The organism is Streptomyces sp. NPDC046716 (assembly GCF_040645755.1).
GTDB lineage: Bacteria > Actinomycetota > Actinomycetes > Streptomycetales > Streptomycetaceae > Streptomyces.
The window spans coordinates 67,473-92,966 of record NZ_JBEYYU010000016.1 but is presented as its reverse complement, the minus strand read 5'-3'; the positions used below and the strand labels follow the sequence as shown (position 1 = coordinate 92,966).

General features: G+C 73.2%; 25 protein-coding genes and 1 pseudogene. 12 read left to right on the top strand and 14 right to left on the bottom strand.

Annotation, left to right across the window (positions count from 1 at the left end; translation table 11 throughout):
• Positions 1-82: 82 nt before the first annotated feature.
• The 7 genes from ABZ930_RS15030 to ABZ930_RS15000 all read left to right on the top strand — a co-directional run bounded on the left by ABZ930_RS15030 (position 83) and on the right by ABZ930_RS15000 (position 6,800).
• Positions 83-1,591 (top strand): aldehyde dehydrogenase (NADP(+)), encoded by a 1,509-nt coding sequence (locus ABZ930_RS15030; protein WP_361547100.1) that lies wholly within the window; start codon positions 83-85, stop codon positions 1,589-1,591.
• 5 nt (positions 1,592-1,596) lie between these two features.
• A complete protein-coding gene (locus ABZ930_RS15025; RefSeq protein ID WP_361547097.1) occupies positions 1,597-2,202 on the top strand; it encodes a DUF1349 domain-containing protein in 606 nt (201 codons plus the stop codon).
• A gap of 354 nt (positions 2,203-2,556) precedes the next feature.
• Positions 2,557-3,027 carry a GNAT family N-acetyltransferase gene (locus ABZ930_RS15020; RefSeq protein ID WP_361547095.1) on the top strand — a complete coding sequence of 157 codons (471 nt, stop codon included), beginning with the start codon at positions 2,557-2,559 and terminating at the stop codon, positions 3,025-3,027.
• Positions 3,028-3,120: 93 nt separating this feature from the next.
• A complete protein-coding gene (locus tag ABZ930_RS15015) occupies positions 3,121-3,834 on the top strand; it encodes a DsbA family oxidoreductase (protein ID WP_361547092.1) in 714 nt (237 codons plus the stop codon).
• An 83-nt stretch (positions 3,835-3,917) separates the two neighbouring features.
• Positions 3,918-4,997, top strand: a complete 1,080-nt coding sequence (locus tag ABZ930_RS15010) for an aminotransferase class V-fold PLP-dependent enzyme (RefSeq protein ID WP_361547089.1) — start codon at positions 3,918-3,920, stop codon at positions 4,995-4,997.
• A 65-nt stretch (positions 4,998-5,062) separates the two neighbouring features.
• Entirely contained in the window at positions 5,063-5,683 is a 621-nt protein-coding gene (locus tag ABZ930_RS15005; RefSeq protein ID WP_361547086.1) for a sigma-70 family RNA polymerase sigma factor, read from the top strand.
• Between the two features lie 43 nt (positions 5,684-5,726).
• Positions 5,727-6,800 (top strand): maleylpyruvate isomerase family mycothiol-dependent enzyme, encoded by a 1,074-nt coding sequence (locus tag ABZ930_RS15000; RefSeq protein WP_361547083.1) that lies wholly within the window; start codon positions 5,727-5,729, stop codon positions 6,798-6,800.
• A gap of 22 nt (positions 6,801-6,822) precedes the next feature.
• On the opposite strand, the gene ABZ930_RS14995 is transcribed toward ABZ930_RS15000, so the two are convergent.
• Entirely contained in the window at positions 6,823-7,317 is a 495-nt protein-coding gene (locus ABZ930_RS14995) for a MarR family winged helix-turn-helix transcriptional regulator (RefSeq protein WP_361547080.1), read from the bottom strand.
• A gap of 143 nt (positions 7,318-7,460) precedes the next feature.
• Here ABZ930_RS14995 and ABZ930_RS14990 point away from each other — a divergent pair, with 143 nt between their 5' ends.
• Complete coding sequence (locus tag ABZ930_RS14990; RefSeq protein ID WP_361547077.1) at positions 7,461-8,525, top strand: alkene reductase; 1,065 nt, start codon at positions 7,461-7,463, stop codon at positions 8,523-8,525.
• 73 nt (positions 8,526-8,598) lie between these two features.
• Here ABZ930_RS14990 and thpD read toward each other — a convergent pair whose 3' ends face one another.
• The 5 genes from thpD to ABZ930_RS14965 form a co-directional block, all read right to left on the bottom strand.
• Complete coding sequence (gene thpD / locus ABZ930_RS14985) at positions 8,599-9,480, bottom strand: ectoine hydroxylase (RefSeq protein WP_361547074.1); 882 nt, start codon at positions 9,478-9,480, stop codon at positions 8,599-8,601.
• Positions 9,481-9,485: 5 nt separating this feature from the next.
• A complete protein-coding gene (locus ABZ930_RS14980) occupies positions 9,486-9,884 on the bottom strand; it encodes an ectoine synthase (RefSeq protein ID WP_018533388.1) in 399 nt (132 codons plus the stop codon).
• Between the two features lie 37 nt (positions 9,885-9,921).
• Entirely contained in the window at positions 9,922-11,193 is a 1,272-nt protein-coding gene (ectB, locus tag ABZ930_RS14975; RefSeq protein WP_361547071.1) for a diaminobutyrate--2-oxoglutarate transaminase, read from the bottom strand.
• Positions 11,194-11,251: 58 nt separating this feature from the next.
• Positions 11,252-11,776 carry a diaminobutyrate acetyltransferase gene (gene ectA, locus ABZ930_RS14970; RefSeq protein ID WP_351458365.1) on the bottom strand — a complete coding sequence of 175 codons (525 nt, stop codon included), beginning with the start codon at positions 11,774-11,776 and terminating at the stop codon, positions 11,252-11,254.
• Between the two features lie 364 nt (positions 11,777-12,140).
• Positions 12,141-13,241 (bottom strand): aminotransferase class V-fold PLP-dependent enzyme, encoded by a 1,101-nt coding sequence (locus tag ABZ930_RS14965; RefSeq protein ID WP_361547239.1) that lies wholly within the window; start codon positions 13,239-13,241, stop codon positions 12,141-12,143.
• A 78-nt stretch (positions 13,242-13,319) separates the two neighbouring features.
• On the opposite strand from ABZ930_RS14965, the gene ABZ930_RS14960 reads away from it, so the two are divergent.
• The 3 genes from ABZ930_RS14960 to ABZ930_RS14950 all read left to right on the top strand — a co-directional run bounded on the left by ABZ930_RS14960 (position 13,320) and on the right by ABZ930_RS14950 (position 16,157).
• Positions 13,320-14,414, top strand: coding sequence for an amidohydrolase family protein (locus ABZ930_RS14960; RefSeq protein ID WP_361547068.1), 1,095 nt, complete (start codon positions 13,320-13,322; stop codon positions 14,412-14,414).
• A 359-nt stretch (positions 14,415-14,773) separates the two neighbouring features.
• Positions 14,774-15,739, top strand: a complete 966-nt coding sequence (locus tag ABZ930_RS14955) for an SCO1860 family LAETG-anchored protein (RefSeq protein ID WP_361547065.1) — start codon at positions 14,774-14,776, stop codon at positions 15,737-15,739.
• A gap of 52 nt (positions 15,740-15,791) precedes the next feature.
• Complete coding sequence (locus ABZ930_RS14950; RefSeq protein WP_361547061.1) at positions 15,792-16,157, top strand: group 1 truncated hemoglobin; 366 nt, start codon at positions 15,792-15,794, stop codon at positions 16,155-16,157.
• 21 nt (positions 16,158-16,178) lie between these two features.
• Here ABZ930_RS14950 and cobC read toward each other — a convergent pair whose 3' ends face one another.
• The 3 genes and pseudogenes from cobC to ABZ930_RS14935 form a co-directional block, all read right to left on the bottom strand.
• Positions 16,179-17,264: an Rv2231c family pyridoxal phosphate-dependent protein CobC gene (cobC, locus tag ABZ930_RS14945; RefSeq protein ID WP_361547236.1), complete on the bottom strand. Its 1,086-nt coding sequence runs from the start codon at positions 17,262-17,264 to the stop codon at positions 16,179-16,181.
• 84 nt (positions 17,265-17,348) lie between these two features.
• Positions 17,349-17,531, bottom strand: a pseudogene (locus ABZ930_RS14940) (CbiX/SirB N-terminal domain-containing protein); the annotation flags it as partial.
• A gap of 160 nt (positions 17,532-17,691) precedes the next feature.
• Complete coding sequence (locus ABZ930_RS14935) at positions 17,692-18,093, bottom strand: cobalamin biosynthesis protein (RefSeq protein WP_361547058.1); 402 nt, start codon at positions 18,091-18,093, stop codon at positions 17,692-17,694.
• 39 nt (positions 18,094-18,132) lie between these two features.
• Between ABZ930_RS14935 and ABZ930_RS14930 the strand changes: the two genes are divergently transcribed.
• On the top strand, positions 18,133-18,864 hold the full coding sequence (locus ABZ930_RS14930) for a ZIP family metal transporter (RefSeq protein ID WP_361547055.1): 732 nt from the start codon (positions 18,133-18,135) through the stop codon (positions 18,862-18,864).
• An 8-nt stretch (positions 18,865-18,872) separates the two neighbouring features.
• Here ABZ930_RS14930 and ABZ930_RS14925 read toward each other — a convergent pair whose 3' ends face one another.
• From ABZ930_RS14925 to ABZ930_RS14905, 5 genes are all read right to left on the bottom strand, one after another.
• Positions 18,873-20,261, bottom strand: a complete 1,389-nt coding sequence (locus ABZ930_RS14925; protein ID WP_361547052.1) for a cobyrinate a,c-diamide synthase — start codon at positions 20,259-20,261, stop codon at positions 18,873-18,875.
• Positions 20,255-20,854, bottom strand: coding sequence for a cob(I)yrinic acid a,c-diamide adenosyltransferase (gene cobO, locus ABZ930_RS14920; protein ID WP_351458788.1), 600 nt, complete (start codon positions 20,852-20,854; stop codon positions 20,255-20,257). The genes ABZ930_RS14925 and cobO overlap by 7 nt, the downstream gene beginning before the upstream one ends.
• On the bottom strand, positions 20,854-22,884 hold the full coding sequence (locus ABZ930_RS14915; protein ID WP_361547049.1) for a putative cobaltochelatase: 2,031 nt from the start codon (positions 22,882-22,884) through the stop codon (positions 20,854-20,856). The genes cobO and ABZ930_RS14915 overlap by 1 nt, the downstream gene beginning before the upstream one ends.
• Positions 22,885-23,050: 166 nt before the next feature.
• Entirely contained in the window at positions 23,051-24,562 is a 1,512-nt protein-coding gene (locus ABZ930_RS14910; RefSeq protein ID WP_361547046.1) for a cobyric acid synthase, read from the bottom strand.
• Positions 24,559-25,494, bottom strand: coding sequence for a cobalamin biosynthesis protein (locus tag ABZ930_RS14905; protein WP_361547233.1), 936 nt, complete (start codon positions 25,492-25,494; stop codon positions 24,559-24,561). The genes ABZ930_RS14910 and ABZ930_RS14905 overlap by 4 nt, the downstream gene beginning before the upstream one ends.

The following is a 25,494-nucleotide window of genomic DNA, read 5'->3' as shown; positions in this document are numbered from 1 at the left end:
GGACTCGTCCGCCGAGCCGCGAGAAAAGCTGGAGGAATCAGCCGTGGGAGACGTGGCAGACGCAGCAGCACCAGTCTGGAGTGTGGACCCCCGAACCGGGAAGCAGCGGGAGCAGGTCGCGGTCGAAGCCACGGCCCAGGAGGTGGACCAGGCGGTCCGCGCCGCCGACGCCGCCCGGCCGGCCCTCGCCGACCGCACCGCGCGCGCCGCGTTCCTGCGCACCGCGGCCGAGCTGCTCGACGCCGCCAAGGAACACCTGGTCGAGGCGGCCGACGCGGAGACCGCCCTCGGCCCGGTCCGGCTCACCGGTGAACTCGCCCGCACCTGCTTCCAGCTGCGGGCCTTCGCGGACATCGTCGACGAGGGCGCCTTCCTGGGCGTCGTCATCGACCACCCCGACGACACTGCGACCCCGCCCATCCCTGACCTGCGCCGCTACAAGATCCCGCTGGGCGTCGTCGCGGTGTACTCCGCCTCGAACTTCCCCTTCGCCTTCTCCGTCCCCGGCGGCGACACGGCGAGCGCGCTCGCGGCCGGCTGCCCGGTCGTGGTGAAGGCCCACCCCGACCACCCCGGCACCTCCGAGCTGGTCGCCTCCGTGATCCGCCGGGCCGCCGCGCAGCACCGCATCCCCGAGGGCGTCCTCGGTCTCGTCCACGGCTTCGACGCCGGGGTCGAGCTGGTCCGGCACCCGCTGGTCGCGGCCGCCGGCTTCACCGGTTCGGTCCGCGGCGGCCGGGCGCTCTTCGACGCGGCCGCCGCGCGGCCCACCCCGATCCCGTTCCACGGCGAGCTGGGGTCGCTCAACCCCGTCGTCGTCACCGAGGCCGCCGCCGCCGAGCGCGCCGAGGCGATCGGCGCCGGGCTCGCGGGCTCCATGACCCTCGGCGTCGGCCAGTTCTGCGTCAAGCCCGGACTGGTCCTGGCCCCCGCGGGCGAGGCGGGCGACACCCTGGTCAAGGCGCTCACCGCGGCCGTCAGCGACACCGCCGGGGGCGTCCTCCTCGACCACCGCATGCGGGACAACTTCATCGCCGGTGTCGCCGAGCGCGCCGAGCTGCCCGACGTGTCCGCCCCGGTCACGCCCGGCGCGGGCGGCGACCACACGGTCTCGCCCGGCTTCCTCACGGTCCCGGCCGCGCGCCTCGCCGTCGCGGGCGGCGCCCACGATCTGCTCCTGGAGGAGTGCTTCGGCCCGGTCACGGTGGTCGCCCGCTACGAGACCGCCGACGAGATCACCGCCGTCGTCTCCCGGCTGCCCGGCAATCTCACCGCCACCGTCCAGCTGTCCTCGGCCGAGGCCGCGGGCGAGGGCCGGGGAGCCGAGCTGCTCACCGAGCTGACGCCCATCGCGGGCCGCGTCCTCGTCAACGGCTGGCCGACCGGCGTCGCCGTCGCGCCCGCCCAGCACCACGGCGGCCCGTACCCGGCGACCACCTCCACCTCCACCTCCGTCGGCGGCACGGCGATCGAGCGCTGGCTGCGCCCGGTCACGTACCAGACCGCGCCGGAGGCCCTGCTCCCGCCCGAGCTGCGCGACGGCAATCCGCTGGGGCTGCCGCGGCGCTTCAACGGACGGCTGGAAAACTGACCGCCATGGAACTGCACCTCCCCGAACTGCCCTTTTCCCTGAACGCCTACGGACCCGACGGCCACTGGTCGTACGAGGACGGCGTGCTCACCGGCCGGGCCGGTGCCCGCCAGGACCGTTTCGTGCCGCCGGCCGGCGACGCGCTGGACCCCGCGTCCGACGCGCCGCGGCTGCTGGGCGCGCCCGACGGCGACTTCAGGTTCAGCGCGCGGGTCACCGTCGGGTTCGCGGGCGACTTCGACGCCGGTGTGCTCTACGTCCATGTGGGCGACCGGGAATGGGCCAAGCTCTGCTACGAGCGCTCACCGGCAGAGCCGACCATCTGCACGGTCGTCACGCGCGGGCGCTCCGACGACGCCAACTCCTTCGTGGTGCCGGGGCGCACGGTGTGGCTGCGGGTCAGTCGTACCGGGTCGGCCTTCGCGTTCCACGCCTCCGTCGACGGGGAGACGTGGACCTTCGTGCGGGTGTTCGCGCTCGGGGACGAGGCGTCGGCGCCGCCGCTGGTCGGGTTTCTGGCGCAGTCGCCGACCGGTGACGGGTGCGAGGTCTCTTTCGACCACATCGAGTTCCGGCCGGGCTTTCCGGAGGACCTCCGCGACGGGTCCTGAATCACGCCGGGTGCGCCGTCCCGCCCCGCCTTGGGCAGTCTGCCATCCCCCAGACTCCGTCCGGGGGGACCCCCAGGGCGGCAGGGTGGGCAAGGCGGCACCCCGGTGCGGGGTGAGCGCTTCAGAGGGGGGTCGGTGCAGCGCCGTTGGCGGGTGCGCCCCGGTGGGGCTTCTCGCGCAGTTCCCCGCGCCCCTGGCGGGGCGGGTGGTGACCCGCGATCACAGTGCCCCTGGCGGGGCTGACAGCAGGCCGCGTGCACAGCGGGCCCGGCGAGGCGGGCCGCAGGCCGTGATCGCAGTGACTCCGAGCGAGGTGGGCGGAACCGTGGGGGTGGGGCGGCCGTCTTGTCGGGCATGATCCGTACCGCCGTGCCCGCCGACGCCCCCGCCATCACCGCCCTGCACCAGCGGGCCCGCGCCACCTACTACCCCGACGGATTCCCGGACGGCGACAGCCCCGAGCTGTGGCAGGAGCGGTGGACGGAGGCCATCGTCCGGCCCCGCGCCCACGTCCTGGTCTGCGTGCGCGGCGGCGAGCTGGTCGGCATCGCCTCCTTCCGCCGCCCGGACGAGGCCCCGTACGGCACCACGGTCAAGCTCTTCCAGCTGCACACCGACCCCGCCCACTGGCGCCACGGCATCGGTACGGAACTGCACGCCGCCTGCGTCGAGCAGTGGCAGGTGGACGGGATGACCGAGGCCCTGCTGGACGTGCACCGGGACAACGAGCGGGCCCAGGCCTTCTACGCGGCGCACGGCTGGCACGGCGCCGGGACCGGCTCCGGCCACCACCGCGAGCTGCGGCTCGACCTGCCCCGGGAATGACCGGAGGCGGCATCCGGTTGTACTGGTACGGCGCAGGGCACCCCCTGCCCGTCAGGACGTGAACACGCCGATCAGCTGGAGCGAGAGACCCTCATGCGCGTCGAGATCTGGACCGACATCAACTGCCCCTTCTGCTACATCGGCAAGTCCCGGTTCGAGCAGGCCCTCGATGCCTTCCCGCACAAGGGCGAGGTCGAGGTCGTCCACCGCTCCTTCGAGCTGGACCCGACCGTCAAGAAGGGCGAGACCGGTCTCGTCGTCCCGCACATCGCGAAGAAGTACGGCATCAGCGAGGCCCAGGCCGCGGCGAACGAGCAGGGCCTCGGCCAGCAGGCGGCCTCCCTCGGCCTGCCCTACCTCACCGAGGGCCGCGACTACGGCAACAGCTTCGACCTGCACCGCCTGCTCCACCTGGCCCGGGACAAGGGCGTCCAGGACGCCCTGATCGACGCGCTGTACAAGGGCAACTTCGTCGACAAGGAGTCGGTCTTCGCCGACGAGGAGCACGTCGTACGGCTCGCCGTCGGCGCGGGCCTCGCCGAGGCCGACGTCCGCGGCGTCCTCGCCGACCCCGACGCCTACGCCGACGCGGTGCGCGCCGACGAGCGCGAGGCGGCCGAGCTCGGCGCGACCGGCGTGCCGTTCTTCGTCCTCGACCGCAAGTACGGCGTCTCCGGCGCCCAGCCCGCCGAGGTCTTCACCCAGGCGCTGACCCAGGCGTGGGACGCCCGCTCCCCGCTGACCGTCATCGACACCGCGGGCGGCGACGCCTGCGGCCCCGACGGGTGCGCGGTCCCGCAGGCCTGACCTGCACTGATAAGGGCCTCTTAGAGGTACTGCTCAAACATACGCAATGGACGGGTAGTTGGCGGCGGGGCACAGTGGGGGGCATGGAGACCTCCGGTGCGTCCCGACAGCTCGACACGGACCTGGTCCGCGCCGAGTACACCCCTGCCACCAGCTACCTGAACACGGCCAGTTCCGGCCTGCTGCCCGCCCGCGCGGTGCGGGCGATGCACGCGGCGATCACCGCGATGGCCGAAGGCCGCCCCCTCGACTCCCTCTTCACGGACACGGAGGAGGCGCGGGCGGCCTTCGCCCGGATCGCCGGGGTCCCGGTCTCCCGGGTCGCGACGGGCGCGTCCGTCGCCGTCTACACCGGGCTGATCGCCGCCTCGCTGCCCGAGGGTGCCGAAGTCCTCGTCGCCGAGGGCGAGTTCAGCTCCACCATCAACCCCTTCCACGTACGGCAGGACCTCAAGGTGCGCACCGTCCCGCTGGACGCGCTCGCCGAGTCGGTGCGGCCCGGGACGGCCCTGGTCGCGGTCAGCGCCGCCCAGTCGGCGGACGGCCGGATCGCGGACCTGACCCACCTGCGGGCCGCCACCCGCGCGCACGGCGCCCGCCTCTACGTCGACGCGTCCCAGGCGGCCGGCTGGTTCCCCCTCGCCGAGCACGCCGCCGCGGCGGACTACGTCTCCTCCGTCGCCTTCAAGTGGCTCACCTGCCCGCGCGGCGCAGCCTTCTTCATCGGTCCGGGCGACCCGGACGAACTGATCCCCGTCTTCGGCGGCTGGGTCGCGGGGGAGAAGCCCTGGGACTCCTGCTACGGACCGGTCACCGAGCTCGCCCGCTCCGCCCGCCGCTTCGACGAGTCCCCCGGCCTCATCGCGTACACGGGCGCCCGCCGCTCGCTGGAGCTGATCGAGGAGCTGGGACCGGAGGCGATCCGCGCCCACGACCTGGCGCTCGCCGACCGCTTCCGCGCGGGCCTCGCCGGACTGGGCCACGAGCCGGTGCCGGCCCCCGGCTCACCCATCGTCTCCGTCCCCGGCCTCGGCGTGCGCCGGCCGGAGTTGCACGACGCCGGTGTCGAACTCTCCGACCGGGCGGGCAACTTGAGGGCGTCCTTCCATCTGTACAACACGGCCGAGGACGTCGACCGGCTGCTCGCCGCACTGTCGCGCTGAACCCTGGCGTCCGCGCCCGCCGGACGCTAGGAAGGCACCAGAGCCTTCTTGAGGCGGTGGTGCCGGTGGCTCGCACGGACCCGACCGATCCCGCGGACCGCACCGGCGGGCGCACGTCCGACGCGGAACTGCACCGACGCCTGGTCTACGGCGACGAGGCGGCCCTCGCCGAGCTGTACCACGCCTACGCCGGGTTCGTGCGGCAGGTCGCGGTCCGGGTGACCCGGACCGCGGGCGCCGCCGACGACGTGGCGCAGGAGGTCTTCGCCCAGCTGTGGGCCCGCCCGTACGCCTTCGACGCGCGCCGCGGCTCGCTGCGCACCTGGCTCGGCATGCTCGCCCACCGGCGGGCGGTCGACTGGGTGCGCGGCGAGGCCCGGCACCGCAAGGCGGCGGGCGCCGACGACGAGACCCTGCACGCCATCCCGGCCGACGAGCCGGGACCCGACGAGCGGGTCGTCGACCGAGAGCGCGCGCTGCTGCTCCACTCCGCCCTGGCCGAACTCCCGCTCCCGCAAAGGGAGGTGGTGCACCTGGCCTACTTCGCGGGCCGCACCTACCGGCAGGCGGCCCAGGAACTCGGCATCCCCGAGGGCACCGCCAAGACCCGGCTGCGCACCGCCCTGCACCGCCTGGCCGAAACCCTGGCGGATCCGCCCGATCCCGCCTATGAAAGGGGTGCGTGACGACCGCCCGCGCCCGGGGCGGCGCACGGAAGGGAGCGCGCGCATGACGGCGGAGGACGCCCACGGCAACGCGCCGGACCACGCCACGGTGAGTGAGCTGCTCGGCGCCTGGGCCGCACACGCCCTGCCGCCCGACGAGGCGCGGCTCGTCCCGGTGCACCTGGCCGACTGCGAGGAGTGCGCGGCGGAGGCGGAGCGGCTGCGGGAGACGGTCCGCCTCCTCGACGGGCCCCGCCCGGACCCCGGCCCGCCGCCGTCCCCGGAGCCCGCCGGTCTGCCCGCGGCCCTCACCCGGACCCTGGCCCGCCGCCCGCCCGTGCCCCGCGCCACCACCGCGCACGCCGAGCCCTACGCCGCCGCGGTCGCCGGCCTCCAGGCGCTGCTGGCCGAGCTGGAGCAGGACGGTGCCGCGTCCTGGCACACCCCGGTGATCCACGACTGGACGGTGCAGGACACGGTCGCCCATCTGATCGCCGCCGACGCGCACCTCGCGGCCCGGCTGGGCCTGCCGCCGGGCACGCCCCCGGTCGCGGCCGAGCCCCCGGAGGGCACCCGCTGGCGCGACGCCTGGGCCGACCGCACCCACCGGGTGATCGCCCACGAGCGCGGCCGCGCCCCGCGGCGGACCGTGGCGGCCTGGCGCGAGCAGGCCACCGCACTGCTCGGCACCGACGCCGCCCGCGACCCCGAACTGGCCGCCCGCGTCACCACCCTGCTCGGCATCCGGCTGCCCGTCGCCGAACACTTCCTGGTCCGCGCCTTCGAGACCTGGATCCACACCGACGACATCGGCCGCGCCCTGACCCTGCCGGTGCCCCCGCCGCCCGTCGCCCACCTGTGGCGGCTGGTCCGTCTCGCGGTGCGCATCCTCGGCCAGGCACTGGGACCGCAGGCTCCGCCGGTCGCGCTCACCGTCACCGACGAGACGCGCAGCACCGAGTGGATCCTCGGCGCGGAGGGCGAACCGGTCCGCGCCGAACTCGCCCTGGATCCGGTCGACTTCTGCCTCCTGATCGGCGGACGGGCGCATCCCGGCACCGTCCCCCGCGGCACCGGCGGCGACGCCGAGGCCGCCCGCGCCGTCCTCGACCAGGCGGCCCGGCTCGCCTGGCTGTGACCGGTCATCCGGGGGAAACCGGTCAGCGGCAGTCCCCGGCCTCGGGGCAGAGGCCGCCCTCCACCAGCCCCAGCAGCCGCACGAACTCCGTCTGCTCCGCCTCCGAGAGCCCGGCCAGGGTCCGCTCCTCCAGGGCGCACCACGCGTCGGACACGTCCTTCCGGAGCCCGCAGCTCTGCTCCGTCGCCTCCACCCGTACCGCGCGCCGGTCGTCCGGGTCGGGGGAGCGCCGCACGTGTCCCGCCTGTTCGAGCCGCTGCAGCATCTTGGTGACCGTCGACGGGTCGAGCTCGACCGCCTTGATCAGCTCCGACTGCCGTACGGGCCCCTTGTCCCACAGGTGCATCATCACGAACTCCTGCCCCGGGTAGAGCCCGAGCCCGCGCAGACTGCGGCCCGCCGCGGCGCGGTGCAGCCGGGCCACCCGTGCCAGCGCGAGGCTGACCGGGCCGCCGAGGGCGGCGGCCGGGACGGGGGCGGTACAGACGGGCTCGCCGTCCTTGGGTGTGGACTCCATGGCTGCTCCTGCGGCTGATTTCCGACGTCACACAAATATTACCTTGGTCGGCCAAGTAATGAGCTACAGTGACGTCAGCGCAATTGATTGGCCGACCACACATCTTCCGTGGCGGACCCGTACCGATGTTGATCGGAGCAGTCATGACCACCGCTTTCGACCCGTTCGACCTCCCCGGCACCCGGATCGCCAACCGCATCGTGATGGCCCCGATGACCCGCAGCAGGGCAGGCGCCGGTGGCACCGCCACCGGGCTGACGGCCGAGTACTACGCGCAGCGCGCCTCCGCGGGCCTGATCGTCACCGAGGGCATCCAGCCCTCCGCCGTGGGCCAGGGCTATGCCTGGACCCCGGGCCTGCACAGCGCCGAGCAGATAGCGTCCTGGCGCGAGGTCACCGACGCCGTGCACGCGGCGGGCGGCACGATCTTCGCCCAGATCATGCACGCGGGCCGGATCAGCCACCCGTCGCTGCAGCCGGAGGGCGGCCTGCCGGTGGCGCCGTCCGCGGTGGCTCCCGAGGGCAAGGCCTTCACGAACGACGGCTTCCAGGACTTCGTCGCGCCGCGCGAGCTCACCGGCGACGAGGTCCGCGCCACGATCGCCGACTACGCCGCGGCCGCGAGCGGCGCGATCGAGGCAGGCTTCGACGGCATCGAACTGCACGGGGCCAACGGCTACTTGATCCACCAGTTCCTCGCCCCGGGCTCCAACGAGCGCACCGACGAATGGGGCGGCGGCGTCGAGAACCGGATCCGGTTCGCCGTCGAGGTGGTCAAGGCCGTCGCCGAGGCCATCGGCCCCGAGCGCACCGCGCTGCGCGTCTCGCCGCTGAACCCGTACAACTCGATGCCGGCCACCGACACCGCCGAGACCTACCAGGCCCTCCTCGCCGAGATCGAGCCGCTGGGCCTCGCGTACCTGCACGTCCTGGAGGCCACCGCGGACGCCCGCGAGATCACCACCGATCTGCGCAAGCGGTTCAGCGGCCCCTTCTTCCTCAACCCGTTCACCGAGACCCCGACCGACCACACCTCGCTCACCCTGATCGAGGACGGCCTCGCCGACGCCCTGACCTTCGGCGCCCTGTTCCTCGCCAACCCGGACCTGCCGGCCCGGCTGCGCACCGAGGGCCCGTACAACACTCCCGACTCGTCCTCGTTCTTCGGCGGCGGCGCGGCGGGCTACACGGACTACCCGGCCCTGTGACACACCGGTGGGGCGGGACCGTGACCGGTCCCGCCCCACTCGTGCGCGTGCGGAGCTCATCCGCGTACGGGGATCACCGCACCGGAGTGAAGTCCCGCGCCCCGATGAAGTCCGGCCGCCGCACGGGCGCCGCGAACGGCTCCACCGCCGTGTTCTCCACGCTGTTGAACACGATGAAGACATTGCTCCGCGGGAACGGGGTGATGTTGTCCCCGGAGCCGTGCATCGCGTTGCAGTCGAACCAGGTGGCCGAGCCCGCGCTGCCGGTGAACAGCTTGATGCCGTGCGCGTCGGCGAACTTGGTCAGCGCCTCGTCCGAGGGGATGCCCGCGTCCTGCATCTGCAGCGACTTCTTGTAGTTGTCCTTCGGCGTCTCGCCCGCGCAGCCGAGGAACGTCTTGTGCGAGCCGGGCATGATCATGAGCCCGCCGTTGGTGTCGTAGTTCTCCGTCAGGGCGATGGAGACGGACACCGTCCGCATGTTCGCGAGGCCGTCCTCGGCGTGCCAGGTCTCGAAGTCCGAGTGCCAGTAGAAGCCACTCGCACCGAAGCCCGGCTTGACGTTGATCCGCGACTGGTGGACGTAGACGTCCGAGCCGAGGATCTGGCGGGCCCGGTCCACGACGCGCTCGTCGTGGACCAGCTTCGCGAACACCTCGCTGATCTTGTGGATCTCGAAGACCGAGCGGATCTCCTGCGTCTTCTTCTCGACGACGGAGCGCTCGTCGGCGCGCATGGCCGGATCGTTGACGAGGCGGTTCAGCTCGGCCTGGTAGATGCCTATCTCGTCCGGGCCGATCAGTTCGTCGATCGCGAGGAAGCCGTCCCGCTCGAAGCACGCGAGGTCCGACTCACGGATCGGGCCTCGCGTGCCCGGTGCTGACCAGACGACCGGGTCGACCCGGGGCGTCGCCACTTCCGAGGACCCACGGGTCGGATACAGGTCAGTGGTCATCTGGCTCAGCCCTCCTCGGTCAGCAGCGGGTAGACGCCGTTCTCGTCGTGGTCCTCCCGTCCGGTGACCGGCGGGTTGAACACGCACACGCAGCGGAAGTCCGTCTTGGGCCGGAGCGTGTGGCGCTCGTGGCCGTTCAGGAGATACATCGTGCCCGGCTCGATCCAGTGCTTCTCGCCGGTCTCCCTGTTCTCGAGCTCGGCCTCGCCCTCGACGCACAGCACGGCCTCGATGTGGTTGGCATACCACATGTCGGTCTCCGTGCCGGCGTAGAGGATCGTCTCGTGCAGGGAGAAGCCGACCTTCTCCTTGGCCAGGACGATGCGCTTGCTCTCCCAGGTACCGGTCGCCGACTTAATGTGCCGGTCGGTGTTCTCGATCTCCTTGAACGAACGGACAATCACGGTGAGTTGCTGCCTCTCTAGTGTTACTGAATAGGTGTCAGGCCGTCTCGCGCACAGCCCGGGTGAGCGTGCGCAGGCCTTCCTCCAGCTCCTCGGGCGTGATCGTCAGCGCCGGAAGCAGCTTGACGACCTCGCTCTCGGGGCCGGACGTCTCGATGAGCAGGCCGAGCTCGAAGGCGCGCTTGGCGACCTTGCCCGCCCGCTCCTTGTCGCTGAACTCCAGGCCCCACACCAGGCCACGGCCGCGGTACTCGACGGTGTCGCCGGGGAACTCGTCGCGCAGCGCCCGCAGGGCCTCGTCGATCTGCTCGCCGCGGGCCAGCGTCTGCTTCTCCATCGCGGCGCCGTCGGTCCAGTACGTCTCCAGGGCGGCGGCGGCCGTCACGAACGCGGGGTTGTTGCCGCGGAACGTGCCGTTGTGCTCGCCCGGCTCCCAGACGTCCAGCTCCGGCTTGAACAGGCACAGGGACATAGGGAGTCCGTACCCGCTGATGGACTTCGAAACAGTCACGATGTCCGGAGTGATGCCCGCTTCCTCGAAGGAGAAGAAGGCACCGGTGCGGCCGCAGCCCATCTGGATGTCGTCGACGATCAGCAGCATGTCCCAGCGCTTGCACACGTCGGCCAGCTTGCGCAGCCACTCGGCGCGCGCCACGTTGATGCCGCCCTCGCCCTGCACCGTCTCGACGATCACGGCCGCGGGGGTGTTCAGACCCGAGCCGGAGTCCTGGAGCAGGCGCTCGAACCAGATGAAGTCCGGCGTCTGCCCGTCGAGATAGTTGTCGAACGGCATCGGGGTGCCGTGCACCAGCGGGATGCCGGCGCCGGCCCGCTTGAAGGCGTTGCCGGTCACGGCGAGAGCGCCGAGCGACATGCCGTGGAAGGCGTTCGTGAACGACACGATCGACTCGCGGCCCTTGACCTTGCGGGCCAGCTTCAGCGCGGACTCGACGGCGTTGGTGCCCGTCGGGCCCGGGAACATGACCTTGTAGGGCAGGTCGCGCGGGCGCAGGATGATGTTCTGGAACGACTCCAGGAAGTTGCGCTTCGCCGACGTCGACATGTCGAGGCCGTGCGTGACGCCGTCCCGCTCCAGGTAGTCGATGAGCGCGCGTTTCAGCACCGGGTTGTTGTGCCCGTAGTTCAGGGATCCGGCACCCGCGAAGAAGTCCAGGTACTCGTGGCCGTCCTCGTCGTACATGCGGCTGCCCCGAGCCCGGTCGAAGACGGTGGGCCAGCTGCGGCAGTAGCTGCGCACCTCCGACTCAAGGGTCTCGAAGACGCTCAGGTCCGGCTGGGTGATGGTCACAGCAATAGCTCCTCTGGGGAAGCGAGTTGAGGGGGGTTCGCGGTGGGTGGGATCGAGGTCAGGCGGGAGTGCTGCCGGGTCCGATGGGACCGATGCGGTACAGCTCCTCGGGCAGGTGCCCGTCGTCCGGGAACAGGCCGGCGTCGAACAGGACTTCTCGAGCCACCCCGGCGCCGTGCCGGCGGGCATAGGACAGGAACAGCGCCTGGGACGCCGAGTTGTCCGGGGTGATGGTGGTCTCGACCGTGCTGACCGGCCGCCCGGCGCCCAGGACCTTGGCCGTCAGTCCGTCCAGGAGCTCGCCGGCCAGACCGTGCCCGCGGTGGGCCTCGTCCACGGCGACCTGCCACACCACGAGGGTGCGCGGGCGCTCCGGACGGATGTAGCCGGTGACGAACCCGGCGACCTCGCCCCGCTCGTCGCGGGCCACCACGGAGGTGGCCGCGAAATCACGGCACCACAGCAGATAGCTGTACGAGGAGTTGAGGTCGAGCACCTTCGAGTCACGTGCGATACGCCAGATCGCAGCGCCGTCGGCGACGCCTGGATGATCGAGCTGGAATTGCGCTTGTGCGGCGGTCATGCAAATTGAATTTACCGACCTATTTCTTGGATTGCATCCGGGGGAGGGGTTACGTACTCGGCCGAAGTGTGTTACCACGCGCGGGTGGGTGCGCGCATGAAACAGCCGCGTAATATGGCGATTTGAGGCGATCATAAGGGGCAAAACGCGGTACTTGTGGAGTACGTCACAACGTTGTAACTGCTCGGACTCCCGCCCGAATTAGGTCGCTTCCCGTTGTTGAAACCTTAGTGTTTACGTCCCGGAAAAGCGGGCAGAAGTAATACGGGAAGCTACTCCGGGAATTCCACGAAGAATATGTCGGAGAAGAATAAAGAAAAGCGCCGCCCTGGGAAAGGGCGGCGCTGCGTTTGCGTGCGGAGAATCAGCTCCAGGCGGCCGCGACCGCCTTGCGCGCGCCTTCCAGGTCCACCGTGTGCCCGGCCTCCGCGAGCGCGCCGCCGAGCGCGGCCAGCGAGGACTGCACGACACCGCGGGTGGCCTGCGGACCGTAGTGGTTGACGCGGATCATCTCCTGCGCGAGGGCCCCGCCGCCCGCGACCAGCGGCAGCACCGGGTCCACGGCGAGGGCCTTCGCGACCAGCTCGCGGGCGTCGGTGCCGGCGGGCGCCCGCAGCGTCGTGGCGACCGGCGCGGCGTCCCGCGCCTCGTGGACGTACGGCTCGAGACCGCCGCCCAGGGCCAGCGCCCCGGCGCGGGTGGCGGCCGCCGCACCGGCGTGCCGCGCCATCAGTGCATCGAGCCCCTCGCTCTCGATCCGCTCGACACACGCCTCCAGCGCGAGCATCTCCAGCTGCGCGGGCGCGTGCAGCAGCGCCTTCCGGCCGCCGTCGATCCACCGCTGCTTCCAGTCGAGCAGCGACAGATAGGAGTGGCGCGGCGCCTGCTCGTTGGCGGTCATCCGCTCCCAGGCGCGGGCGCTCACCGACACCGCCGAGACGCCGGCCGGGCCGCCCATCGCCTTCTGCGCGCCGATCACGCACAGGTCCACGCCCCACGCGTCGGGCAGCACCGGCTCGGCGGCGATCGAGGCGACGGCGTCGAGGTAGAACAGCGCGCCGTGCGCCCGCACGACCTCGCCGATCTCGGCGACGGGGTTGGTGTTGCCGGTCGCGGCCTCCGCGTGCACCAGCGACACGAAGTCGATCTCGGGGTGCTCGGCGAGGGCCGCCCGCACCTGCTCCGCGGTGACCGCCGTGTGGAAGGGGACCGCCAGATCGTGCACGGTCGCCCCGCAGTCGCGCAGCCAGTCGCCGAAGGTCTGCCCGTACGGGCCGGTGATCACGTTCAGGGCGACGGTCCCGGGCGCCGCCGTCCCGCGGATCGCGCCCTCCAGCGGCAGCAGCGCCTCACCCTGCATGATCACGACATCCTGTGACGTGTCCATGAGACGAGCCACACGCTCCTCGATGGAGGCGAAATGCTCGGCGCTCAACGGTGCCAGGTCGAGAAACGGATGCGTCACGGTGGTGCTCTCTTCGCTCACGGGTTCGGACAGGATGCCGATGACGAGCGTACCCATCGCGCCTCTAGGCTTCGTTCCATGACCGATGGCGGGGTGCTGCATGTGAGGGGCCGGGTGCTGGCCGGGCCCGACGACGTACGCGACGAGCTGTGGGTGGTCGGCGGCCGCGTCACCTACGACCGGCCGGTCACGGCGGGCCAGGACGTGACGACGGTCGACGGCTGGGTGCTGCCCGGTCTGGTCGACGCGCACTGTCACGTGGGCCTCGACGCCCACGGCCCGGTCCCCGCCGATACCGCCGAGAAGCAGGCCCTGACCGACCGGGACGCGGGCACGCTCCTCCTGCGCGACGCGGGCTCGCCCTCCGACACCCGCTGGATCGACGACCGCGAGGACCTGCCGCGCATCATCAGGGCCGGCCGGCACATCGCCCGCACCCGCCGCTACATCCGCAACTACGCCCATGAGATCGAGCCCGAGGACCTCGTCGCGTACGTCGCCCAGGAGGCCCGGCGCGGCGACGGCTGGGTCAAGCTGGTCGGCGACTGGATCGACCGGGGCACCGGGGACCTCGGCGCGTGCTGGCCCCGCGACGCCGTCGAGGCCGCGATCGCGGAGGCGCACCGGCTCGGGGCCCGGGTGACGGCCCACTGCTTCGCCGAGGACTCGCTCCGCGATCTGGTGGAGGCGGGCATCGACTGCATCGAGCACGCCACCGGCCTCACCGACGAGCTGATCCCGCTCTTCGCCGAGCGCGGGGTCGCCATCGTGCCCACCCTGGTCAACATCGCGACGTTCCCGGACCTCGCGGCCGGGGGCGAGCAGAAGTTCCCGCGCTGGTCCGCGCACATGCGGCGGCTGTACGAACGCCGCTACGACACGGTGCGCTCCGCGTACGACGCCGGGATCCCGGTGTTCGTCGGCACCGATGCCGGTGGCTCGTTGGCCCACGGTCTGGTGGCCGCCGAGGTCGCCGAGCTGGTCCGCGCGGGCATCCCCGCGCGGGAGGCGCTGTCGGCCACGGCGTGGGGGGCCCGGGAGTGGCTCGGGCGACCCGGCCTGGAGGAGGGGGCCCCGGCCGATCTGGTGGTGTACGGGGCCGACCCCCGGGCGGACGTCGGCGTTCTGGCGGCGCCGCGCCGCGTGGTGCTCCGCGGCCGGGTGGTGGGCTGAGCTCCTCTCGCGGCTGCGGGCCGGTGTTGACACGCAGCGTGACCCGCGGTCGCGCGTGCTCGTTGCACACAACTTGTTCGCGCCCGCGCTGACACCGGCGATCCCCCGGCGTACGGGCGACAAGAGGGACGCCAGGGAACAACAGCGCCATCAGATTCGAAGACCTGCGCGGAAACCCCCCTTTGGAGTGAACTCACGCCTGGTTGCTGCTTGTTCACTCTCAGTGCGTAAAGATTCCTTCGTCGGCGACGGTGATCCCGGCGCGGTGCCGTGCGATGTCCCCGTGACGCGGCCCGCCCCGCCCGCCGCCGACACCACGTCCCGTTTCCGCAGTCCCACCCCTGGGGGGTCTTTCCAGCATGTCCAGCACCAGCAACGCCCCGTCCCGCCGTACTCGTCGCACCCACCGACTCGCCGTGACGGCCACCGCCGCCGTCCTCGCCGCCGGCCCCGCCGCGCTCGCGACCGCTGGCCCGGCGGCGGCCACCGGCGACCACGGCGGCAAGGCCGGCGCGGTGGTCCTGCGCACGGGCCTGGACGTCTCGCTCCTCAACAAGACGGTGAACGTCCCGCTGAGGGTCGCGCTCAACGAGGTGCAGGCCCCCGCGAGCGCCGAGAAGACCGCGCTGACCGCGCGCCTGGACGGCGTCGACGGCGGACAGCCGTTCAGCGTGCTCCGCGCCGACGTGGCCAAGGCCAGGGCCACCGTGGACGACAAGAAGGCGGAGGGCTTCACGCAGCTCGTCCACGCCAAGGTCCACGTCCCCGGCCTGCCCGTGCTCTCCCTCATCCAGGTCGACCAGGTCACGTCGAAGGCGCTGTGCGAGGCCGGCAAGAAGCCGGTCGCGGAGTCGAACCTGCTCGGCTCGGTCACCGTCCTCGGCAAGAAGGTCACGCTGACGGCGGGCGGCACGACCCGCGTCGACGTCCCGCAGATCGGCGAGGTCTCCCTCGCCCTGTCCGAGACCTCCACGACGTCGACCACGGCGGCCGCCTCGGCCCTGCACCTCAAGGTCTCGGTGAACCCGCTGAAGCTGAACGTCGCGGAGGTCAACGGCGAGGTCACCCTCGCCGGCGCCACCTGCACCGCCCCCAAGGCGGCCCCGGCGGAGGACCCGAAGCCGCAGGGCGGCAAGCCGGAGAAGCCGGTGGAGGCCGCCCCGGTCGAGAACAAGACGGAGCCGAAGACCGAGACCAAGGCCGACCTGGCGGAGACCGGCGGCGACTCGAACACGCCGTACATCGCGGGCGGCGCGATCGTGCTGCTCGTCGCGGGCGGCGGCGCGGTCGCGATGGCACGCAAGGGACGCCGTTCGCGCGCGTAGCATCCGTCACAGCGGTACCGAATGTCCGGTTCCGCAGATACGTTCGATCGCCATGAGTGAGCAGAGTGTCTACGAGGCGGTGGGCGGAGCCCCCGCGGTGGCAGCCGTGGTCGACCTCTTCTATGCCAAGGTCCTGGCGGACGACGACCTGTCGCCGCACTTCCGCACCACCGACCTCCCGACACTGAAGGCCCATCAGCGGACCTTCATCGCCGCGGCACTGGGCGGCCCCGAAGCGTACCGGGGCCGCCCGCTCGGCGAGGCGCACGCCCGGCTCGGCCTGACCGGGGCGGATTTCGACCGCGTGGTCACCCACCTCGCCGACTCCCTGGAGACGGCGGGCGTGGAACAGTCGCTCATCACGGCGATAGCGGACCGCCTGACACCGCTCAAGCAGCAGATCGTCCAGGGCGAGTAGCCGGAGCGGGCGCGGCGCGCGTCACTCCGCGGTCAGCACCTCCCGCAGCGCCGTGACGAACGCCGCGCCGGTCCGCCGGTCCCGCACGGCCACCCGCACCCAGTCCCGCCCGAGCCCCGGGAACGTGTCGCCGCGCCGCACCGCGACCCCGGCCGCCCGCAGCCGCTCCCGCACCCCGGCGGCGTCCGGCACCCGGACGAGCAGGAAGGGCCCCTGCGCGGGCCCGGCCACGCGCACCCCGAAGGCGGCCAACTCCCCGAGCAGGTCCACCAGATGGGCCCGGTCGTCCGCGATGTCCCGCGCCGCCGCCTCGGCCTCGGCGACCCCGCGCGCCGACACACACGCCTCGGCCGCGACCAGCGCGGGCGACGACACCGGCCACAGCGGCTGGGCCCGCTCCAGCGCCGCGACGACGTCCGGCGCGGCCAGCACGTACCCGATGCGCAGCCCGGCGAGCCCCCAGGTCTTCGTCAGGCTCCGCAGCACGACGAGACCCGGCACGTCCGTGCGCCCGGCGAGGGACTCCCGCTCGCCCGGGACCGCGTCCATGAACGCCTCGTCCACGACCAGCACCCGGCCGGGACGTGCGAGCCGCGCCACCGTGTCGGCGGGATGCAGCACCGAGGTCGGATTGGTCGGATTGCCGAGCACGACGAGATCCGCGTCGCCCGGCACCAGCCGGGGATCGAGCCGGAACCCGTCCTCCTCCGGCAGCAGCACCCGCCGCACCGCGTGCCCGGCGTCCCGCAGCGCCGCCTCCGGCTCCGTGAACTGCGGATGGACCACGACGGGCCGCCGCGCCCCGAGCGCCCGCGCGATCAGCACGAACGCCTCGGCCGCGCCCAACGTCAGCAGCACCCGCTCCACCGGGACCCCGTGCCGCGCCGCCACCGCCGCCCGCGCCGCCCGCCCGTCCGGATACGCGGCGAGCCCCTCCAGCGCAGCGCCGATCCGCTCCCGCAGCCACAGGGGCGGTGTCCCCGTACGGACGTTCACCGCGAGATCCGTCAACTTCTCGCCCTCGTCGCGGACTTCCGCGTCCCCGTGATGACGCAGATCGGGCCCGTCCGCATCGGCGCCCGGCACCTCGGGCGCCTCGCACCGCACCACCGTCACCTCCGGATGCGCGGCGCTCCACCCCGCGGCCTGGGCCCGGCAGCGACCCGCCACCGACGCCTCGTACGGCAGCAGGACCACGCGCCGCGCCCCGAGCGCCGTGCACCGGTCGAGCCCGGCCGGTACATCGGGCGCCGCCCCCGACACGAACGCCGTCTCCACTCCCGCGTAACCGCTGCCCTCCCACAACAGCCGTGCGGTGGCGGTGAGTTCGGCGTTCACGGCCGGGTCCGGCGAGCCGTGCCCGACGAGCAGCACGGTCGTGTCGGCCCGGTCGTGCGGGGTGCGGGCACCGGTGCCGCCGGATTCGTCGAGCCGCTGTTCGAGCGCGGCGAGCAGGGCCGGGGGAGGGGTGAGCACGGGACGGACTCCTAGCGGGGTACGGACGGGACGGGCGGGTGGAGGGAGGGTCCGGACCCTACCCGGCGCGCGCCAGCGCGAAAGTCACCCTCCCGCGCCCTCCGGCGGCCCCGCGCGCCGTTCTCTTGGGAACCAGCAGCTCACCCCCGGCGGCGAGCGCGGCCGCCTCCGCGACGGACGGCGTACCCACGGCGTCCCGCACCTCCTTCGAGGGGTGCGGGACCGGTACGGCGGCCAGCCGCGCCGCCGGATACGTCACGAGCGGCACCCCGAGCAGCGCGGCGGCCCGCACGATCCCCGGCTCCCGCCCCTTCGCCTCGGCCGTCGCGAGCGCGGTCAGCGCGCCGGGGGCGGCCCCCGCCTCGGCCAGCACCTCCCGCACCAGGGCCAGCACCTCGTCGGCGGTGACTCCGGCGCGGGCCCCGACCCCGCCGACGAGCCGGTCCGGGCCGCAGGTCATGATGTGCGTCTCGGGGGTCGGATGAGTTAGCAAGGGCTTATGGCGGTGTTCGTGGCGCTCGGCGCCTTTCTGATGACCCTGATCGGCGGCTGGACCGCGCAGAGGGTCACCGACCGGCGCCATCTGGTGCTCGGACTGGCGGGCGGTCTCATGCTCGGCGTGGTCGGCCTCGACCTGCTGCCGGAGGCCCTGGAAGCGGCGGGAGGGCCGGTCTTCGGTGTGCCCGCGGCGCTGCTGCTGTTCGTCGCCGGATTCCTCGGCGCGCACGTCCTGGAACACCTCCTCGCCCAGCGGAAGGCCGCCCACGGCGCCGCGGAGACCGAGAACGGCCGGGCCCCCGAGGTGGGCCTCACCGCCGCGTCCGCGATGGTCGGGCACAGCCTCATGGACGGCATGGCGATCGGCGCCGCGATCCAGGTGGGCGGCGGGATGGGCCTCGCCGTGGCGCTCGCGGTGATCGCCCACGACTTCGCCGACGGCTTCAACACGTACACGCTGACCCGGCTGTACGGGAACGCCCGCCGCAAGGCGCTGATGATGCTGTTCGCCGACGCGGCGGCCCCGGTGGTGGGCGCCGCTTCGACGCTGCTGTTCACCATTCCGGAGCAATTGCTCGGCGGTTATCTCGGCTTCTTCGGCGGCGTCCTGCTCTACCTGGCCGCCGCCGAGATCCTGCCCGAGGCCCACCACGACCACCCGGCGCGCTCGACCCTGGCCGCCACGGTGGCGGGCGCGGCCTTCATCTGGCTCGTCGTGGGCATAGCGGGCTGAGCCGCCGCTCACCCCGGACACCGCTCCACCAGCCGGTGGGCGATGTCCGGCAGCGCCGCCCAGTGCGTGTGCAGATAGCTGGCGTGCACGCCCTGCTGCACGAACCCCTCGACGCGCGGAGCGGGCAGCCGCATGCCCCACGCGGGCGCCGGGCCCGCGCCCGGTTCGATGACGGTGCGGTGGAACTCGTGGCCGCGCATCCGGGTCCCCGCAGGGGCCAGCACGCTGTCGCCGATCGCGACCGCGTCCCGGTAGCCGAGCGTGAGACGCCCGGACATCCGGGCATCGGCGTCCAGGACCCCGCACATCGCCTTGCCGTCGAGGGAGCGGGCCAGGTACAGCAGGCCCGCGCATTCCGCGACGACCGGGGCGCCGGTGGCGGCCAGCGTGGCCACGTCCTTGCGGAGCTGTTCGTTGGCCGACAGGTCCGGGGCGTAGACCTCCGGGAAGCCGCCACCGATGACCAGCGCCGCGGTGCCCTCCGGGAGGTGTTCGTCGTGGAGGGGGTCGAAGGGGACGACCTCCGCGCCGGCCGCCGTGAGGAGTTCCGTGTGTTCGGCGTAGGAGAAGGTGAAGGCTGCGCCTGCTGCCACTGCCACGATCGGTTTCGTGGGTGTGTGCGGCCCGGTCGCCGCCTCTCGCGCAGTTCCCCGCGCCCCCGACGGGGCGCTTGCACTCCAGGCCTCCGTCACGAGCGGGGGAGCTGTCCTCGCCAGCGCCAGCAGGCCCTCCAGGTCGCAGCCCTCCCTGACCATCGCCGCCGACGCCCGGACCGAGTCGAGGGCCTCCGTGCTGCGTTCCGCCACCGGGACCAGGCCCAGGTGGCGGGACGGGGTGGCCACCTGCGGGGTGCGGTACAGCGCCCCGTACACCGGGACGCCGACCTCCTCCAGGGCCTCGCGCAGCAACTGCTCGTGGCGCTCGGAGCCGACCTTGTTGAGGATGACGCCCGCGAGGCGCACCTCAGGGTCGAACGACGCGAAGCCGTGCACCAGCGCCGCCACCGACCGCGACTGCGACGACGCGTCGACGACCAGCACGACGGGCGCCTTGAGCAGCTTGGCGACATGCGCCGTGGACGCCAGCTCGCCCGCGCCCGAGACGCCGTCGAACAGGCCCATCACGCCTTCCACGACCGCGAGTTCACAGCCCTGCGCGCCGTGCGCGAACAGCGGGCCGATCAGCTCGGGACCGCACATGTACGCGTCCAGGTTCCGGCCGGGCCGGCCGGTCGCGAGCGCGTGGTAGCCCGGGTCGATGTAGTCCGGGCCGACCTTGTGCGGCGACACGGCGAGCCCGCGCTCGGCGAACGCGGCCATCAGACCGGTCGCCACCGTCGTCTTGCCCGACCCGGACGCGGGTGCGGCGACGACGAGCCGGGGGACGTTCGTCACCACTCGATGCCTCGCTGGCCCTTCTGACCCGCGTCCATGGGGTGCTTCACCTTCGACATGTCGGTCACGAGATCCGCGAACTCGACCAGCTTCTCGGGCGCGTTGCGGCCCGTGATGACCACGTGCTGGGTGCCGGGCCGGTCGCGCAGCACCTGGACGACCTCGTCGACGTCGATCCAGCCCCAGTGCAGCGGGTAGGCGAACTCGTCGAGCACGTACAGCTTGTACGTCTCGGCGGCCAGGTCCCGCTTGACCTGCTCCCAGCCCTCGCGGGCCTTCTCCTCGTTGTCCGCCTGATCGTCCCGCTGGACCCAGGACCAGCCCTCGCCCATCTTGTGCCAGTCGACGGTGCCGCCCTCGCCGGAGGCGCCCAGCACCTTCAGCGCGTTCTCCTCGCCGACCTTCCACTTCGCCGACTTCACGAACTGGAACACCCCGATCGGCCAGCCCTGGTTCCAGGCGCGCAGCGCGAGACCGAAGGCGGCCGTCGACTTGCCCTTGCCGATGCCCGTGTGCACGAACACCAGCGGACGGTTGCGGCGCTGACGGGTCGTCAGTCCGTCGTCCGGTACGACACTCGGCTGTCCCTGCGGCATCAGGCGGCCCTCCTGCTGGTGGTGTTGGTTCCCTGTACGTCCTTGACGAGACCGGCGAGGGAATCCGCCCGCAGCTCGTCCAGCGTCACGACCTGCCCGCCGAGCCGGCCGGCCAGCTCCCCGGCGAGACCGAGCCGCACCAGGCCGCTCTCGCAGTCCACGACCACGCTGGCGGTGCCCTCGGCGGCGTGCAGTCCGGCGGCCCGCGCGGCCAGCTGGACCGGCTCGGGACCGCCCGTGGCCCGCCCGTCGGTCACGACGACGAGCAGCGGCCGCCGCGCCGGGTCCCGCAGCCGCTCCACGCGCAGCACCTCGTGCGCCTTGAGCAGCCCGGCGGCCAGCGGCGTACGCCCACCGGTCGGCAGCGATTCGAGGCGGGCCGCGGCGGCGTCCACGCTGGACGTCGGCGGCAGCGCCACCTCGGCGCCCGTGCCCCGGAAGGTCACGAGCCCCACCTTGTCCCGGCGCTGGTAGGCGTCGAGGAGCAGCGAGAGCACCGCGCCCTTCACGGCGCCCATCCGCTTGCGTGCCGCCATCGACCCGGAGGCGTCGACCACGAAAAGCACGAGGTTGCCCTCGCGCCCCTCCCGGGTCGCCTGCCGCAGATCGTCCCGGCGCACGACGAGCCCGGGCCCGCTGCGGCCCCGGGCCCGCTGATGGGGTGCGGCCGCCTGCACGGTGGCCGCCAGGTGCAGCTTGGTCAGATTCCCCCGGGGGCGTACGGAGCCCGTCGTGCGGCCGTGCTCGGTGCGCGCCCGGGAGCGCCGCCCGGCCGCGCCCTCGCCGAGGCCCGGCACGCTCAGCATCTTCGTACGGAACGGCTCGCCGGCCGACACGGCCCGCTGTTCCTGGGGCGCCCCGCCACCGGGCGCGGGCGCCTCGGCCGGGGCCTCCTCCTGCGCCGCGCCGCCGTCGTCCGCCGGGCCGCTCTGCGGCGGAACCCCGCCGCCACCGCCACCGCCGTCGTCGTCCGGCCCGTTCGGGTCCGGGTCGGGCTCCGGGTCGTCGTCCGGCCGGTCGGGGCCGAACTCGTCCAGCGTCTCGTCGAGCTTGTCCTCGTCGAGCCCCGGCGCGTCGAACGGGTTGCGCCGCCTGCGGTGCGGCAGTGCGAGCAGCGCGGCCTGCCGCACGTCCTCCGACAGCACCTCGGTGCGCCCGGCCCACGCGGCGAGCGCGGACGCGGTCCGCGCCATCACGATGTCGGCCCGCATGCCGTCCACCTCGAACGCGGCACAGGTCGCCGCGATCTGCGTCAGCGCGTCGTCGCCGAGCCGTACCTCGGGCAGCAGGGCGCGCGCGGCGACGATCCGCGCCCGCACGTCGGCCTCCTCGCCGGCCCACTGCGCGACGAAGGCGTCGGGGCCGTCGTCGTAGGCGAGCCGCCGCTTCACGACCTCGACGCGCTGCTTCGGCTCCCGGGACGCGGCGACCTCGACGGTCAGCCCGAACCGGTCGAGCAACTGCGGCCGCAGTTCGCCCTCTTCGGGGTTCATGGTCCCGACGAGGAGGAAGCGCGCCGCATGCCGTACGGAGACGCCCTCGCGCTCCACGTACGAGGCACCCATGGCGGCGGCGTCGAGCAGCAGGTCCACGAGGTGGTCGTGCAGCAGGTTCACTTCGTCGACGTACAGGATCCCGCGGTGCGCGTCGGCGAGCAGCCCCGGCTCGAAGGCCTTCACGCCCTCTGCCAGCGCCCGCTCGATGTCGAGCGCGCCGACGAGCCGGTCCTCGGAGGCGCCGACCGGCAACTCGACCATCCGGGCCGGGCGTTCGCCCCCGCCGCCCTCCTCGTGCGGCCCGTCGGGGCACTGCGGGTCGGGGCTCGCGGGATCGCACGAGAACCGGCACCCGGCGACCACGTCGACCGAGGGCATCAACGCCGAAAGGGCCCGCACGGCGGTGGACTTGGCGGTCCCCTTCTCCCCGCGCACGAGCACACCCCCGACGGCGGGCGACACGGCGTTGAGCAGCAGAGCGAGCCGCAGATCGTCCTGCCCGACGACGGCGGTGAACGGATAAGGGACAGACATCAGCCGTGATCCTCCGTTGACTTGGGGCGCCCCGTCAGGGGCGCGGGGAACTGCGCGGGAAGCCCCACCGAACGCGCACACGAAAACGAACCATGGGGGGTCCGGGGGCAGAGCCCCCGGGGACGGGACGGGAAGGGGCGGCGGGGGCGACCTCCCGCCACCGCACTCACGACGGCGCTCCGGGCGGCACGAACGGCAACCCCACCGGCGCACCCCCCTCGATCAACCGCCACAACGCGTCCGTATCGGCATGCCGCTCGATCAGATCCCCGAGCCGGTCCAACTGCTCCTCGCGCAGATCGGCGAACGACGTGCCCGCCGCCGGAACGAACCGCCGCCCGGCCGCCGAGGCGACCTCCCGCAGAAAAGCCCGCCGGAAGTCGTCCGACTCCAGCGACCCGTGCCAGTGCGTCCCCCACACGGCCCCCACCCGGCACCCGTCGAGGAAGGGCTCCCCGCCCAGCACCTCGGCGACCCCGTGATGGATCTCGTACCCCTCGACGGACGACCCGAGGGCCTCGCCGACGGGCCGGGCGAGGGTCTTCTCGGCGGCGAACCGCACGCGTACGGGCAGCAGTCCGAGCCCGTCGACGACCCCGGCCTGCGACTCGACGTCGTCCTCGATGCGCTCACCGAGCACCTGGAAGCCACCGCAGATGCCGAGCACCGGCCGCCCCTCGGCGGCCCGCCGGGCCAGCGCGTCCGCGAGCCCGCGCTCGCGCAGCCACTCCAGGGCCTTCACGGTCCCGCGGGTGCCCGGCACGACCACCAGGTCCGCGTCGACGAGTTCCTCGGCCCGGTCCACGAATCGCACGACGACACCCGGCTCGGCGGCCAGCGCGTCCACGTCGGTGAAGTTCGACATCAGCGGCACCGCGCACACCGCGACCCGCAGCACGTCCTCGCCCACCGGCGGCGCGACCACGGACTCCCGCACGGTGCCCCGCAGGGAGACCCGCAGCCCGTCCTCCTCGTCGATGCCGAGGCCGTGCTGATACGGCAGAACGCCGTAAGTGTCGCGCCCCGTGAGGGACTTGAGCATGTCGAGGCCGGGCTCCAGCAGGCTCACGTCACCGCGGAACTTGTTCACCAGATACCCGGCGAGCAGTTCCTGGTCCTCGGGCGCGAGCAGCGCCGTCGTACCGAAGAACGAGGCGAAGACCCCGCCCCGGTCGATGTCGCCGACGACCAGCACCGGCAGCCGGGCGGCGCGCGCGACGCCCATGTTCACGATGTCGGTCCGCCGCAGATTGATCTCGGCCGGGGACCCGGCGCCCTCGCAGATCACAGCGTCATGACTGCCCCGCAACTCCTCCAGGCATCCCACGACGGTGTCCAGCAGGGCGGCCTGCCGCCCGCCGTGATAGCCGCGCGCGCTCATCTCGCCCACCGGCCTGCCCATCAGCACGACCTGGCTGCTGCGATCGCTGCCGGGCTTGAGCAGCACCGGGTTCATCAGCGCGGTCGGCTCGACGCGGGCGGCCTGCGCCTGCATCGCCTGCGCCCGCCCGATCTCGGCGCCCTCGCGGGTGACGAACGAATTGAGGGACATGTTCTGCCCCTTGAACGGCGCTACCTTCACGCCCTGCCGCACCAGCCACCGGCAGATCCCGGCGGTGACGACACTCTTTCCCGCGTCGGAGGTGGTGCCCGCGACGAGCAGCCCGCCCCGGTTCATCGACGACCCCACAGCAACCGCCCGCCCACACAGACTCCCAGCGCCAGCACACTCACCCGCCGCGACAACCGCGCGGCCCGTTCCACATCGGTCACCCGGACCGCCCGCCCCGCGGCGTTCAGCACCGGCCGGTGCTCGACCCGTCCCGCGTACGACAGGGTGCCGCCGAGCCGTACCCCGAGCGCGCCCGCGAAGGAGGCCTCGACGACCCCGGCGTTGGGGCTCGGGTGCCGGCCGGCGTCCGCCCGCCACGCGGCCAGCGCGGCGCGGGGCCGCCCGCCGGCCAGGACGGCGAGGGCGCCGGTGAGCCGGGCCCCCGGCCAGCCCGCGACATCGTCGAAGCGCGCCGAGGCCCAGCCGAACCGGCGGTACTTCACGGACTTGTGCCCGACCATCGCGTCGAGCGTGTTCACGGCGCGGAAGGCGAGCAGCCCCGGCACCCCGCCGACGGCGCCCCACACCAGCGCGCCCACCACGGCGTCGGAGGTGTTCTCGGCGACCGACTCGACGACGCCCCGGGCGATCCCGTCCGCGTCCAGGCCCTGCGGGTCGCGCCCGCACAGCCGCGGCAGCAGTTCCCTGGCCAGCTCGACGTCCCCGGCCTCCAGCGCGGAGCCGATCGCCCGCGCCTCCCGGCCCAGCGAGGTCCCGCCGACCACGGCCCAGGTCGCGGCGGCCGTCAGCGCGACGGCGGCGGCGGGGGAGCGGCGTACGGCGCGCGAGGCGGCGGCTCCGACGGCGGCGGCGCCACCGGCGCAGACCAGGGTGTGCAGCGCGCCCCAGCCGCGGTGGTCCCGCCACAGCACCCGCTCGACGGCGCCCGCGGCCCGCCCGAACCCGGCGACAGGATGCCCACGGCGCGGATCACCGACGAGCAGATCGCTCAACAGTCCTGTGGCGGCCCCGTACGCGAACACGCGCCCGGGCCGCAT